Source organism: Pseudomonas sp. GM74 (genome assembly GCF_000282455.1).
GTDB lineage: Bacteria > Pseudomonadota > Gammaproteobacteria > Pseudomonadales > Pseudomonadaceae > Aquipseudomonas.
Map to the genome: position 1 here is coordinate 47,715 of NZ_AKJG01000095.1, position 13,876 is coordinate 61,590.

Here is a 13,876-nt window from a genome sequence, read left to right on the forward strand (position 1 = left end):
AGCGTTCTCCCTTGACGATGCCCACAGCCTAGGCAGCCGATCGCTTTGCAGCAATCACCTTATACGCCACGAGCAGTGACCGTTACGCTCAAACGCCGGGCATGAAAAAACCCGCCGAAGCGGGTTTTTCATCAGGACAAGGCTTACTTGGCGTTAGCCGGGGCTACCTCTACGACGTGGCCCAGAACATCGTCTTTAGGCTCGTCGGCAATGCCGCGACCGCCCGAAGCCAGCTCGGCTTGCAGCACGTCGGTGTCCAGTTCCTTGACCCACTTGGCCACAACGATGGTCGCCACGGCGTTACCGATCAGGTTGGTCAGGGCACGGGCTTCGGACATGAAACGGTCGATACCGAGGATCAGCGCCAGGCCGGCAACCGGAAGGTGGCCGACGGCGGACAGCGTTGCAGCCAGTACGATGAAACCGCTACCGGTCACACCCGCAGCGCCTTTGGAGGACAGCAGCAACACCACCAGCAGGGTGATCTGGTGCGTGATGTCCATGGGCGTATCGGTTGCCTGGGCAATGAACACCGCGGCCATGGTCAGGTAGATCGCAGTACCGTCGAGGTTGAACGAGTAGCCGGTCGGGATCACCAGGCCTACGACGGATTTCTGCGCGCCCAGACGCTCCATCTTGATCAGCATGCGTGGCAGCACCGATTCCGAAGAAGAAGTACCCAGCACGATCAGCAGTTCCTCACGGATGTAGCGGATCATTCTCAGCACGCTGAAGCCGTGCAGGCGGGCGATGGAGCCCAGCACGATCAGGATGAACAGCAGGCAGGTGATGTAGAAGCACGCCATCAACTGACCCAACTGCACCAGCGAGCCGACACCGTAGGCACCGATGGTGAATGCCATGGCACCGAAGGCACCGATTGGCGCGAGCTTCATGATCATGTTGATGATGTTGAACATCACGTGGGCGAAGCGATCGATGAAGTCGAGGATCGGCTTGCCGTAGGCACCCAGGCGATGCAGGGCGAAACCGAAGATCACCGAGAACATCAGCACTTGCAGGATGTCACCGGTGGCGAAGGCGCCGACGATGGTGGCCGGGATCACGTTCAGCAGGAAGCCGACGACGCTTTGGTCCGCACCAGCTGCAACATAAGTGGCAATCTTGGAGGCATCGAGGGTGGCGACGTCGATGTGCATGCCATTGCCCGGCTGCACGATGTTGACCACGACCAGACCGACCAGCAAGGCAATGGTCGACACGATCTCGAAGTACAGCAGCGCGTAGCCACCGGTCTTGCCGACCGACTTCATGTCCTGCATACCGGCGATACCGCTGACAACGGTACAGAAGATGATCGGGGCGATGATCATTTTGATCAGCTTGATGAACCCGTCACCCAGTGGCTTAACGGCCACACCGAGCTGTGGGTAGAAGTGACCGAGTGCGATACCGATGACAATTGCAACGATCACCTGGAAATACAGGGATTTGTACAGTGGCTGACGAGTCGTCATTGCAAAGTTCCTCAAGGGTGCCCGGTGTCAACATCCATCTGTTGCCCGCTACACCGCAATTGCGAACCCTCCTGCACTGGAGGGATTTGTTTTTTCGAGCTGCGCAACGGCAGGCCTCTGCACGCTGTATCGCAAGGCCCGTGCCACCTTCCGTAAAATCCCTGCAAGCCTTTTGATATCCGGGGTTGCAGCCAATTCCCTGTCACCGGACGGTAACAAGCATGTGGCGGATTTCCGCCCTTCCATTAAAAGTCGTCCTGCTATTTGGCGGATATCCGCCCTGTTCACGCCCGCGGTGCGCAGCTACCATCCGTCGTTCAACGGTCGGATCTGCCTCCTATGCGTGAACGCACCATCGCCAGTCATTTTGCCCGCGCCGCCCTGGGTGGCGCGCGTCGGCACGGCTACGACTATTCGGGCCTGCTACAGCAACTGGGAATCAGCCCCGAATTGCTGGACGAGCCCCGGGCACGCATCGCTCCGGAGCAGTTCACCCAACTGATCCAGGCGCTATGGCTGGCGCTGGACGACGAGTACCTGGGGTTCGGGCAAGCCCCAAGCAGGCCGGGCAGCTTCGCGATGATGTGCCATGCCGTGATTCATTGCCGCAATCTGGAAAAGGCACTGCATCGCGGCTTATTGTTTTATAGCCTATTCCCCGGGGCTCCGCGTTTGACCCTGAGCCGAGAAGATGAATGGGTGCGCCTGAGCCTGGACGACTCGCGACTCTGGGACCCGGACCATTTCCTCAGCGAAAGCCTGCTGGTGATCTGGCACCGTTTCGGCAGTTGGCTGATCGGCCAGCGCATTCGCCTGGAGCAGGCCACGTTCAGCTACCCAAGGCCCGAACACGGCGCCGAGTACGACCTGCTGTTTTCCTGTCCGCTTGAGTTTTCCAGGCCCCAGAGCAGCCTGTTGTTCCACAGCCGTTACCTGGCCATGCCGCTGTTGCAGGACGAACGCACCCTCAAGCATTTCCTCGAACGCTCCCCCGCCGACCTGCTCTCGCGCCCGGACGACGGCGACAGTTTGAGCAGCCGCTTGCGGCGCTTGCTCAGTCGTGACAGTTCACACTGGCCCGACCTGGAAGCCGTGGCCGCCCACCTGCACATTAGCCCGCAGACCTTGCGCCGGCATTTGCGGGAAGAGGGTTCGAGCTTTCAGGAGTTGAAGGACCAGCTGCGCCGGGACATCGCGATTTATCACCTGAGCCGCGCTGACCTTTCGTTGCAACAGATCGCCGAGCAGCTGGGGTTTTCCGAGCCGTCGGCGTTTCACCGGGCGTTCAAGAAGTGGACCGGGCTGACACCGGGGGCCTATCGGGCGCAGGAAAACTGAGTTTCAGAGCCGATTTTTTGCTGTCTTCACTGGCCTCTTCGCGGGCAAGCCCGCTCCCACAATGGCCGAAGTTGTTCACAAATCATCTGACTCACACAAGACCCTGTGGGAGCGGGCTTGCTCCGGGCGGCGTTCCGACGAAGAGGCCCGAAAGAACACTATCAAACGCCAGGTCAAACCACCGGAAAGTAAATCCTGAACGCCGCCCCGCCCATCGGTGAGTCCCCAAGGGTCAGCTTGGCGCTGTAGCTTTCGATGATGTCCTTGACCACCGCCAGGCCGATGCCCTGCCCCGGGTGCTGGCGGTCCAGGCGCTCTCCGCGCTCGAGAATCCGTGCGCGCTGATCCTGTGGTACGCCAGGGCCGTCATCCTCGACACACAACTCGGTGCCGCTGAGGGTTTCACGCACGCTGATGCGTATTTCGCCCAGGCAAAGGCGATAGGCGTTTTCCAGCAGATTGCCCATCATCTCCAGCAGAGCGCCCTGCTCGATCGGTACGTAGCACGGGTCGGGCAGGTCGAACGCGACGTGCACGCGCTTGTCGCGATAGACCTTGTCCAGCGTGTCGCACAGGCTTTTCAGTACCGGCCGCAAGTGCACCTGATGACGTACCAGGCCGCTTTTGCGCAGGCTGGCGCGCTGCAACTGGTAGCTGATCTGCTGGCTCATGCGTTCGATCTGGGTTTGCAGCACCCAGGCCTGATCGCGATCCTCGGGACGCTGGGCCATGTCTTCACTGACGCCTTGCAACACCGCCAGCGGCGTTTTCAGGCTATGGGCCAGGTCGTCGAGGGAATCACGGTAGCGACTGCGCTGCTCCCGCTCGCTGTGCAGCAAACGGTTGAGGGAACCGGTCAGGCGCAGCAATTCCCGGGGGTGTTCCTCACTGAGGCTTTCGCGGGTGCCACCCTCGATCTGGTCCAGTTCCTGGCTCAAGCGCCGCAATGCCTGCAAGCCCCAGGTCAGGCCGATCCACAGCAACGCCAGCAGCACCAGCAGTGCCGCGCCAAAACCCAGATAGAGATTTTCCCGCAGGCCTTCGAGGGTCAGCTCGTACTCGCGAACCGGCTGCAACGCCACGATGCTGAAGGCTGCACTTTTGCCGCCGAGCAACTTGACCTCGACGTCGTAGACGAAGAACTCCTGGCCGTTGGCTTCGCGGATCCGCGCAAATTCGCTGCCACGTCCGTCGTAGCGCGGCTTGTAGTTGATGCGTTCTTCCTGGGTCGCCTTCGAACGCCAGACCAGATGCCCTTCACGGTCATAGATGTAGCCGAGCAATCGGCTGTCGGTGAGGTTGAAGCGCTCGTCGGGCAATTGCGCCGGCATCTGCAGGCTGTTGTTCTCCACCCGGGCGGCGGAGATCAGCGTGGTCACGTCGGATGCCAGGCGCTGCTCGATGGAGTCCTGCAGCGCCAGGCTGAAGGCACCCTGCATGGCCGGCAGCAACGCCAGCATGAACAACACCGCCAACAGCGTGGCGGCGAGCATCAAGCGTATGCGCAGCGAACGGATCAAGTGCAACGCTCGTTGAACAGGTAACCCAGGCCGCGCACGGTGTCGATCGGCTTGAACCCGCCCGGCCCCTCCAGTTTGCGGCGCAGACGACCGACCAACACCTCGATCACGTTCGGATCGCGCTCGTCGTCATCCGGGTAGAGCTGTTCCATCAAGCGATCCTTGGGCACCACTTGCTGATGATGGCGCATCAGGTATTCGAGAATGCGGTACTCATACGCGGTCAGTGCCAGCGGCTGTTCATCGAGGGACGCCTGCTTGCGGTTCAGATCCAGCAGTAGCGGGCCAGCGACGATGGTCGACTGGGTGAAACCGCTGGAGCGACGCAGCAAGGCATTCAGGCGGGCCTCCAGCTCTTCGAACTGAAACGGCTTGACCAGGTAATCATCGGCGCCGGCGGCCAGGCCTTCGACCTTGTCCTGCCAGTTGCCGCGCGCGGTGAGGATCAGGATCGGGAAGCTCTTGCCGCTTGAGCGCAACTGACGGATCAGATCGAGCCCGCTCATGCCCGGCAAACCTAGGTCGATCACCGCCAGGTCAAAGTTGAACTGTGCCGTCTGGTACAGCGCTTCCTCGGCGTTGGCCACGGACTCGACCACGTGGCCGCTCTCCGTCAGGCGGGTTTGCAGGTGATGACGCAGTAGCGCTTCATCTTCGACGACCAGCAATTTCATATTGCTCTCCCGGGCAAATCAACATCTCCAGAGGCGCAACGTCGCACCTCAATAGCTAACATGGCAACGCCGGATCAGTCACTCGGACTGATCCGGCGCGGGCCGTTCACGAAACGCTTGTCAGAAAGCGTAGTTGGCGGACAGGTAGGTCTGGGCGCTGCTGGTCAGGTCCAGCGAACCCTGCTTGCTGCCGCCGCGCTCACTCATCTCGGTGCTGGCGTTGCTGCGCAGGTAACGGTACCCCAGTTCAACCGAAGTGTTCTGCGAAACCTGTTGCAGTACACCCATCTGGCCACCGATGGCGTAGCCGATATCGCTGTCGCGGCTGAAGCCTGGCGACTCCTGAGTCATTTTGGTCAGGCCGGCCGTGGCACCACCGAACAGCCTGGTGCTGCCGCCCACCGGGTAGAACAGATCGTAGCTGCCCAGGAGATTTTCCTGACGCAGTTTAATGCCGTTGTGGGAGCCCGACACATTGTCGTAAGTGGCGTAGTAGCGACCCTTGGTGTTTTGCTGGCCGAGACGAACTCCCCAGGTGGTGTCCTTTCCGATCACTCCATCGGCATTCGGATGATTGAGATTGTCGTTCAGTGCGTGGGATTTTTTGACCTTGTCGCTGGTCTGTCCAAGAGTAAGGCTGGCAAAGTTGTCGTCGGACGCCAAAGCCGCAGTGCTTGCGCCCAGAACCGTGAATGCCAGAAGCAGTTTTTTGAATCCAGTCATTGGGGAGTTTCCTCATGTGCCGTTTGTTTTTTGGGTACGGAGCAAGGTTACGCACCGCGCCCTGAACTCCCCCTGAACGCACTCTGAACCTGGGCTGAACAGCCCCCTTCCGAATGTTTCGACACGTTTCAACAGGAGTTCCGACCATGCGCCTGTTCCTCGCTGTCCTCCTGCTGGCCCTGAGCGGGCTCAGCCAGGCCGCCATCCAGACCCGGGAAATCCCCTACCAAAGTGCCGACGGCACGAAAATGATCGGCTATTACGCTTATGACGATGCCATCAAAGGCCCGCGCCCCGGGGTCGTGGTGGTGCATGAGTTCTGGGGCCTGAACGACTACGCCAAGCGTCGCGCCCGTGATCTCGCCGGCCTGGGCTACAGCGCCCTGGCCATCGACATGTACGGCGACGGCAAAAATACCGAGCACCCCAAGGACGCCATGGCCTTCATGCAGGCGGTGGCGAAAGACAGTGCCGTATCGAGCGCGAGGTTTCAGGCCGGGCTCGACCTGCTGAAGAAACAGCCGCAAACCGACCCGAATAAAATTGCCGCCATCGGCTACTGCTTCGGTGGTGGCGTGGTGCTCAATACCGCCAGACAGGGCGTGCCATTGGCAGGCGTGGTGAGTTTCCATGGCGCGCTGGCAACCAATACGCCGGCAACGCCGGGCAGTGTCAAAGCGAAAATACTGGTGGAACACGGGGCGTTGGACAGCATCGTCACCCCGGAGAACATCACGGCGTTCAAGAGCGAGATGGACAAGGCCGGCGCCGACTATCAATTCGTCAGCCTCGACGGTGCCAGGCACGGCTTCACCAACCCGGATGCCGATCGACTGGGCCATGGCGATCATGGCGGGCCGGACATTGGCTACAACAAGGCCGCGGATGAAAAGTCGTGGGCGGACATGCAGGCGTTTTTCAAAAAGATCTTCAACTGAGCCGGTAGACCGCTTCGCGAGCAGGCTCGCTCACACAGATCCACTGTGTGAGCGAGCCTGCTCGCGAAGGCCGCACCACCGATCAGAAGCTTTGCACTACCCAGCCTCAAGCCAACCCGGCAAAATGCCTTATATGAATCCAGCCCCCGCCCTGCCCTTCTGCTGCACGCCCCTCGATGACCATTGGCCGCTGCCGTTCCTGCTGCCCGATACGGTCCTGCTGAGCACTCATTTCGATAGCGCCCGACTGGCCAGCGATGACTTTCAGCGCAGTGCTGTCGAGGCACCGGCGAACATCCAGCGCTCGGTGGCCAAACGGCAGGCGGAGTATCTCGCCGGGCGAGTGTGCGCCCGGGCCGCGTTGCAGCGACTGGAAGGCTTGAGTTTCATTCCCGCCATCGGTGAGGACCGGGCACCGGTCTGGCCTGCTCATATCACAGGCTCGATCACCCACAGCACTGGCCGGGCCGCGGCGATCGTGGCGAACAAAGACCATTGGCGCGGCTTGGGCATGGACCTGGAAAACCTGCTCAATGCCGAACGGGCCGAACGCCTGGCCGGGGAAATCCTCAATCCGCCGGAGCTACAGCGCATGGCGGCCGCTGATCACGATCGACGGGCGTTGCTGGTCACCCTGACTTTCTCGGTCAAGGAAAGCCTGTTCAAGGCGCTCTATCCGATCGTTCAGCAACGCTTTTACTTCGAACATGCCGAAGTGCTGGAGTGGCGTGAGTCGGGCGAGGTTCGGCTGCGATTGCTCACTGATCTGTCCAGCGAATGGCGCAATGGCACCGAGCTGGATGCACAGTTCGGGGTCAAGGACGGGCAGTTGTTGAGTCTGGTCAGTATCAGGGCCTGAGGTTTTTTGGCGCCCATTCTGGCCCCATCGCGAGCAAGCTCGCTCCCACAGGGATTTGTGGCGTGACATAGATCCAGTGTGGGAGCGAGCTTGCTCGCGATGGGGCCGCAACAGACAGCACAAGGTTCAACGCTTCTCCTGATTGCGCGGCCAGCTCAGGCTGAAACACGCCCCGCCCAGGCTCTTGCTCTTGCCGATCAACGCGCGCCCGTCATGCCAATGGATGATGCGTCGCACAATGGACAGGCCTAACCCATGGCCTCCAGATGCACGGGTGCGGCTATCGTCCAGACGCAGGAACGGCGTAAAGATCTTTTCCCACGCTGACTCCGGCACACCCGGCCCGTCATCCTCGATATCCACCCGGCATCGCTGCTGCCCTACCTGATAGCTGATGGTCACCCGTGATTGCGCATGGCGCATGGCATTGGTCACCAGGTTCTGGATCGCCCGATGCAGATAGCGCGGTTCAGCCTCGACCCAGGCGTCGTCGTTGTCGGCGGCCGACAGGCACAACCCGCGTTGCACCGTAACGTCGGCGCGCAACGGCGCCAGCTCTTCGATCACCTGATCGACCAAGGCATCCAGATCGATGCGCTGAAAGTTCAGCGCCGGCGAGCCCTGCTCCAACCGCGCGTAGGTCAGCATCTCGTCCACCAGCCGGTCGAGATCCTCGATGTCGTGGTCCATGCCCTGGCAGTATTTTTCCAGGGCTTGCGGCGTGGTGGCCGAACCGATCATCTCCAGGCCAAAGCGCAGGCGCGCCACCGGTGTGCGCAATTCGTGGGACACCGCGCGCACCAGTTCGCGCTGGATCGCCAGCAACTGCTGCAAGTGTTCGGCCATGCCATTGAACGCCGAGGCCAGCCGTCCCACCGAGTCCGCACCGCGCGCCGGCACACGGGTTTCCAGGCTGCCCTTGGCGATACGCGTGGCGGCGGCTTCCAGGCCACGCAAACGTCGCTCGAGCTGGCGCACCAACAGATAGACGATCAAACCGATCAGCGTCAGGCCCAGGGCGGCGATCAGCACCAGCCACTCCGGCGGATAGGGATTCATCTGGTACAAAGGGCCGATTTCCAGGACCCACGGCGTGCCCACCATGCCGGCAAACACCCTGATCGAATCCCCCCCCTTGCCCAGCGCCATCACGGTGTCACCTTCGGATACCCGGCGGCTCTGGTCTTCATCCATGTCCGCCTCGTCGACCGTGACCAGACGCAGGTCGAAGCCGAAACCCTTGCTTTCCTTCAATTGCGCCAGGCGCAAGGGCTGGTCGGCAACCGGGGTGCGCACCAGCTCATCGGTCAACAGGTAGATGGTCGCCCGGGCCAGTTGCTCACTGATCTGCTGCACTTCCCCGGTGAGCATCAACTGCTCCTTGTCGCTGAGCAGCTTGTAGACCTTCGCCGCGTGCGGTCCGGTCTGCTCCACCAAAGCCTGGCCGCGCAACACACGGGTGCGCTGGGTCAGGTCGAGGTCGGTCTCGGCAAAGGTTTTCAGCGCCAGCGGAATCCCCAGCAGCCGCTCCCACACCAGCAAGGCCCGGTGGCGCTCGGTCTGGTTCATCGGTTGCAGGTTATCGGCCATCAGCGAGAACGTGCCGTGGGCCAGGCGTTCGCGGTATTGCTCGCTGCGCACCTCATTGAGCAGGTGCAACGCCAGCACACCGAGCACCGCCACCAGAATCAGCGCGGCGCACATGCCGCCATAGATACGCAGGAAGATCGAGTTCACAGGGACGGGTCTACGCAAGCCTCGGGAACGAACAGATAGCCCTTGCTGCGCACGGTCTTGATCAGCCGTGGATGCTCCGGATCATCGCCGATCTTCGGGCGGATGCGCGAGATGCGCACATCGATGGAGCGGTCCTGGCCGTCATAGCCGATGCCCCGCAGCGCGGTGAAGATCTCTTCCCGGGAGAGGATGCGCCCGGCATTGGCCACCAATAGCCAGAGCAGGTCGAATTCGGCGCTGGTCAACTCGATGCCGTTGCCCTGCAACCAGGCTTCGCGCAAGGCGTTGTCAACGATCAACGGACCGAACTGTAGACGCCGCTGTTTTTCCGGGGCGACTTCGGGCGTCTCACTGCGACGCAGCAAGGCCTGGATACGCGCCAGCAGCAAACGCGGGCGTACCGGTTTGCAGACGTAATCGTCAGCCCCCAGGTCCAGGCCGAGGATCTGGTCAGTGTCATCGGTGCGGGCAGTAAGCATCAGGATCGGGCCGTCATAGCGGGCGCGGACCTTGCGACAAATACTCAGGCCATCTTCACCGGGGAGCATCAGGTCGAGGATCACCAGGTCCGGTTGTTCCTTGATGATGCGATTGGCAGCAAGCGCACCATTGCCTTCGATCGATACACGCAGGCCATTGGCTTCCAGGTAATCGCGGGTCAGTTCGGCCAGTCGCTGGTCGTCCTCCACAATCAATACCTGCCAGGCTTCTTGCTCCACGGGTGACCTCTGCTTGCCAAAAACACTAATAAGGAAGGATCCGCCCGTCTTTTTGTAATGATTCGGGGGGATAAATATGTATACACGCTGGGCCGATTGTATAAACGCCGCCCGTCGAGAACACAAGCGGGTAAATGCGTTCGGACAACACGCTTTTTTGTGATAGGGTTCGCGCCCTTAAAAATCCGCCCGGGCGTTTTCGATGGTTGAAAATCGCTGAAAAAAGGTCCGGTCCAGCAGCGTCGCGGCCTACACGCCGATTACCTCTTTCACACACAATTTACGCACAGGTTTATCCACAGGTAGTACGTTGCAATCCCCCCCTAAAACGCATTATCTTGTACCCCGGCGCTAAAAAACCCCTAGATGTAGGGTTTTGCGCAAAAAACCAAACACAAACCAGACACCAATTTCAAGCGCTTTTACTGCCTCTGTCCGGTTGAACCCTACGTATTTTTGAAAGACCAAACCGCGCGTGCGGATGGCTACTGTATTTCGGCCCCACGTGGTGAAAACGGTACGGGTGTTGCAGTCCAGAACTGTCACCTCAAAGGACCCCGGTCTCAGGCCCAAGGCGTGAGACCAAAGACTTCGGCATGGAAGCGGCGCCCTATAGCCCCCTTCCTGATCTGTCCCGAAGTTGTTATGCCCGGCCCTCGCCGGTTGTAGTGCTTCAGGACGGAACGGTGGGCACCGTGAAGGTGCCCAAACAAACATAGAGAATGTGGAGACACCCCCCCATGCAAACCGACACAACTCGCGAGAACCCGCAGGGCACCTTGCCGCAGGCCGCTGATTCGAATTCGGATCTGTCCGCCACCGCGCCAGGTCAGTTGCGTGTGATCAAGCGTAACGGCACTGTCGTTCCCTACACCGATGACAAAATCACCGTCGCCATCACCAAAGCGTTCCTCGCAGTTGAAGGCGGCACCGCTGCTGCCTCGTCGCGAATCCACGACACCGTTGCCCGCCTGACCGAACAGGTCACCGCGACCTTCAAGCGTCGCATGCCATCGGGCGGCACCATCCACATCGAAGAAATCCAGGACCAGGTCGAACTGGCCCTGATGCGTGCCGGCGAGCAGAAAGTGGCCCGCGACTATGTGATCTACCGTGACGGTCGTTCGAAAGAACGCGCTGCCCACGCTCCGGCAGAAGAAGCGGTCAACGCTCACCCGTCGATCCGCATCACCCGTGCCGACGGCAGCCTGGCGCCGCTGGACATGGGCCGCCTGAACACCATCGTCACCGAAGCGTGCGAAGGCCTGGAAGAAGTCGACGGCGACCTGATCCAGCGCGAAACCCTGAAGAACCTGTACGACGGCGTGGCCCTGAACGACGTCAACACCGCCCTGGTGATGACTGCCCGTACCCTGGTTGAACGCGAGCCGAACTACTCGTTCGTGACCGCGCGCCTGCTGATGGACACCTTGCGCGGCGAAGGCCTGGGCTTCCTCGGCGTGGCCGAGAGCGCCACTCACCACGAGATGGCCGACCTGTACGCCAAGGCGCTGCCGGCCTACATCGCCAAGGGTATCGAATTTGAGCTGCTGAACCCTGAGCTGGCCTCCTTCGACCTGGAAAAACTGGGCAAGGCGATCAACCACGAGCGCGACCAGCAATTCACCTACCTGGGCCTGCAGACCCTGTACGACCGTTACTTCATCCACAAGGATGGCGTGCGTTTCGAACTGCCGCAGATCTTCTTCATGCGCGTGGCCATGGGCCTGGCGATCGAAGAGAAAGACCGCGAAGCCCGTGCCATCGAGTTCTACAACCTGTTGTCGTCCTTCGACTACATGGCTTCGACCCCGACCCTGTTCAACGCCGGTACCCTGCGTCCACAGCTGTCGAGCTGCTACCTGACCACCGTGCCGGATGACCTGTCGGGCATCTACCACGCGATCCACGACAACGCCATGCTGTCGAAATTCGCTGGCGGCCTGGGCAACGACTGGACCCCGGTTCGTGCGCTGGGTTCGTACATCAAGGGCACCAACGGCAAGTCCCAGGGCGTCGTACCGTTCCTGAAAGTCGTCAACGACACCGCCGTTGCCGTTAACCAGGGTGGCAAGCGCAAAGGCGCTGTGTGTGCCTACCTGGAAACCTGGCACATGGACATCGAAGAGTTCATCGAGCTGCGCAAGAACACCGGTGATGACCGTCGTCGTACCCACGACATGAACACCGCCAACTGGATCCCTGACCTGTTCATGAAGCGCGTCTTCGATGACGGCAAGTGGACCCTGTTCTCGCCGTCCGAAGTACCGGACCTGCACGACCTGACCGGCAAGGCCTTCGAAGAGCGCTACGAGTACTACGAAGCCCTGACCGAGTACCCGGGCAAGGTCAAGCTGTTCAAGACCATCCAGGCCAAAGACCTGTGGCGCAAGATGCTGTCCATGCTGTTTGAAACCGGCCACCCGTGGCTGACCTTCAAGGACCCGTGCAACCTGCGCAGCCCGCAGCAGCACGTAGGCGTGGTCCACAGCTCGAACCTGTGCACCGAGATCACCTTGAACACCAACAAGGACGAGATCGCCGTTTGCAACCTGGGCTCGATCAACCTGCCGAACCACATCGCCGACGGCAAGCTGGACACCGCCAAGCTGCAACGCACCGTGAACACCGCCGTGCGCATGCTCGATAACGTGATCGATATCAACTACTACTCGGTGCCGCAAGCGAAGAACTCCAACTTCAAGCACCGTCCGGTTGGCCTGGGCATCATGGGCTTCCAGGACGCTTTGTACCTGCAGCACATCCCTTACGGTTCCAATGCAGCCGTCGAGTTCGCCGACAAGTCGATGGAAGCGGTCAGCTACTACGCGATCCAGGCTTCCTGCGACCTGGCCGACGAGCGCGGCGCCTACGACACCTTCCAGGGTTCGCTGTGGTCCAAGGGCATCCTGCCGCTGGATTCGCAACAGATCCTGATCGAGGCCCGCGGCCAGAAGTACATCGATGTCGACCTGAACGAATCCCTGGACTGGGCACCGGTTCGCGCCCGTGTACAGAAAGGCATCCGTAACTCGAACATCATGGCCATCGCACCGACCGCGACCATCGCCAACATCACCGGCGTATCGCAGTCGATCGAACCGACCTACCAGAACCTGTATGTGAAATCGAACCTGTCGGGCGAATTCACCGTGATCAACCCGTATCTGGTTCGCGACCTGAAGGCTCGCGGCCTGTGGGACTCGGTCATGATCAACGACCTGAAGTACTACGACGGTTCGGTGCAGCAGATCGAGCGCATCCCGCAAGAACTCAAAGAGCTCTACGCGACTGCGTTCGAAGTGGACACCAAGTGGATCGTCGACGCCGCCAGCCGTCGTCAGAAGTGGATCGACCAGGCTCAGTCGCTGAACCTGTACATCGCCGGCGCTTCGGGCAAGAAGCTGGACGTGACCTACCGCATGGCCTGGTACCGTGGCCTGAAAACCACTTACTACCTCCGTGCCCTGGCTGCGACCAGCACCGAAAAGTCGACCATCAACACCGGCAAGCTGAATGCTGTTTCCAGCGGCGGCAACCACGGTGACGACTCGGTCCTGGCAGCTCCTGCCGGCCCTGCTCCAGTGCCAAAGGCTTGCGCCATCGACGAGCCGGATTGCGAAGCTTGCCAGTAAGCTGAGCCAGCAAGCACCGAAAGGTGCTTGCTCGAAACCCCCGATCTGCCTCTGGCGGGTCGGGGGTTTTCTTTTGCCTCAAGGAAAGCAGTGACTGATATGACGCTTTCGCGGGCAAGCCCGCTCCCACAGGGGACCGAGTCTTTCCAGATAAACACGATCAACTGTGGGAGCGGGCTTGCTCCGGGCGGCGTTCCGACGAAGAGGCCATCACCTCCAGCACAAAACCTCAGGCCACAAAAAAGCCCCTCTCTC

At 60.7% G+C, this 13,876-nt stretch carries 10 protein-coding genes; 4 read left to right on the forward strand and 6 right to left on the reverse strand.

Features of this window, described 5'->3' with window-relative positions; all coding sequences use genetic code 11:
* Positions 1 to 143: 143 nt before the first annotated feature.
* Positions 144 to 1,478 carry a dicarboxylate/amino acid:cation symporter gene (locus tag PMI34_RS09915; protein WP_008051501.1) on the reverse strand — a complete coding sequence of 445 codons (1,335 nt, stop codon included), beginning with the start codon at positions 1,476 to 1,478 and terminating at the stop codon, positions 144 to 146.
* Between the two features lie 339 nt (positions 1,479 to 1,817).
* Between PMI34_RS09915 and PMI34_RS09910 the strand changes: the two genes are divergently transcribed.
* Complete coding sequence (locus tag PMI34_RS09910) at positions 1,818 to 2,816, forward strand: AraC family transcriptional regulator (RefSeq protein ID WP_008051503.1); 999 nt, start codon at positions 1,818 to 1,820, stop codon at positions 2,814 to 2,816.
* Positions 2,817 to 2,989: 173 nt separating this feature from the next.
* Here the strand turns inward: PMI34_RS09910 and PMI34_RS09905 are convergent, their stop codons facing one another.
* The 3 genes from PMI34_RS09905 to PMI34_RS09895 form a co-directional block, all read right to left on the reverse strand.
* Positions 2,990 to 4,336: an ATP-binding protein gene (locus tag PMI34_RS09905; RefSeq protein ID WP_008051504.1), complete on the reverse strand. Its 1,347-nt coding sequence runs from the start codon at positions 4,334 to 4,336 to the stop codon at positions 2,990 to 2,992.
* A complete protein-coding gene (locus PMI34_RS09900) occupies positions 4,333 to 5,010 on the reverse strand; it encodes a response regulator transcription factor (protein ID WP_008051507.1) in 678 nt (225 codons plus the stop codon). Before PMI34_RS09900 ends, PMI34_RS09905 begins: the two co-directional genes overlap by 4 nt.
* Before the next feature lie 120 nt (positions 5,011 to 5,130).
* Positions 5,131 to 5,733 (reverse strand): hypothetical protein, encoded by a 603-nt coding sequence (locus PMI34_RS09895; protein ID WP_008051512.1) that lies wholly within the window; start codon positions 5,731 to 5,733, stop codon positions 5,131 to 5,133.
* A gap of 146 nt (positions 5,734 to 5,879) precedes the next feature.
* Here PMI34_RS09895 and PMI34_RS09890 point away from each other — a divergent pair, with 146 nt between their 5' ends.
* Together PMI34_RS09890 and PMI34_RS09885 are read left to right on the forward strand one after the other, a co-directional pair.
* Positions 5,880 to 6,671: a dienelactone hydrolase family protein gene (locus PMI34_RS09890; RefSeq protein WP_008051513.1), complete on the forward strand. Its 792-nt coding sequence runs from the start codon at positions 5,880 to 5,882 to the stop codon at positions 6,669 to 6,671.
* Positions 6,672 to 6,804: 133 nt separating this feature from the next.
* On the forward strand, positions 6,805 to 7,530 hold the full coding sequence (locus PMI34_RS09885; RefSeq protein ID WP_202949457.1) for a 4'-phosphopantetheinyl transferase family protein: 726 nt from the start codon (positions 6,805 to 6,807) through the stop codon (positions 7,528 to 7,530).
* A 126-nt stretch (positions 7,531 to 7,656) separates the two neighbouring features.
* On the opposite strand, the gene PMI34_RS09880 is transcribed toward PMI34_RS09885, so the two are convergent.
* Together PMI34_RS09880 and PMI34_RS09875 are read right to left on the reverse strand one after the other, a co-directional pair.
* A complete protein-coding gene (locus PMI34_RS09880; RefSeq protein ID WP_008051515.1) occupies positions 7,657 to 9,267 on the reverse strand; it encodes an ATP-binding protein in 1,611 nt (536 codons plus the stop codon).
* The gene (locus PMI34_RS09875; protein ID WP_008051517.1) at positions 9,264 to 9,986 is read right to left on the reverse strand and encodes a response regulator; all 723 of its coding nucleotides are present in this window, start codon (positions 9,984 to 9,986) and stop codon (positions 9,264 to 9,266) included. The genes PMI34_RS09880 and PMI34_RS09875 overlap by 4 nt, the downstream gene beginning before the upstream one ends.
* A gap of 740 nt (positions 9,987 to 10,726) precedes the next feature.
* On the opposite strand from PMI34_RS09875, the gene PMI34_RS09870 reads away from it, so the two are divergent.
* Positions 10,727 to 13,621: a ribonucleoside-diphosphate reductase subunit alpha gene (locus tag PMI34_RS09870; RefSeq protein WP_008051519.1), complete on the forward strand. Its 2,895-nt coding sequence runs from the start codon at positions 10,727 to 10,729 to the stop codon at positions 13,619 to 13,621.
* Positions 13,622 to 13,876: the final 255 nt, after the last annotated feature.

Coding starts and splice junctions, on each gene's coding strand:
- PMI34_RS09900 (WP_008051507.1), bottom strand. CDS start 5,010: ATGAAATTGCTGGTCGTCGAAGATGAAGCGCTACTGCGTCATCACCTG.
- PMI34_RS09895 (WP_008051512.1), bottom strand. CDS start 5,733: ATGACTGGATTCAAAAAACTGCTTCTGGCATTCACGGTTCTGGGCGCA.
- PMI34_RS09870 (WP_008051519.1), top strand. CDS start 10,727: ATGCAAACCGACACAACTCGCGAGAACCCGCAGGGCACCTTGCCGCAG.
- PMI34_RS09890 (WP_008051513.1), top strand. CDS start 5,880: ATGCGCCTGTTCCTCGCTGTCCTCCTGCTGGCCCTGAGCGGGCTCAGC.
- PMI34_RS09910 (WP_008051503.1), top strand. CDS start 1,818: ATGCGTGAACGCACCATCGCCAGTCATTTTGCCCGCGCCGCCCTGGGT.
- PMI34_RS09885 (WP_202949457.1), top strand. CDS start 6,805: ATGAATCCAGCCCCCGCCCTGCCCTTCTGCTGCACGCCCCTCGATGAC.
- PMI34_RS09915 (WP_008051501.1), bottom strand. CDS start 1,478: ATGACGACTCGTCAGCCACTGTACAAATCCCTGTATTTCCAGGTGATC.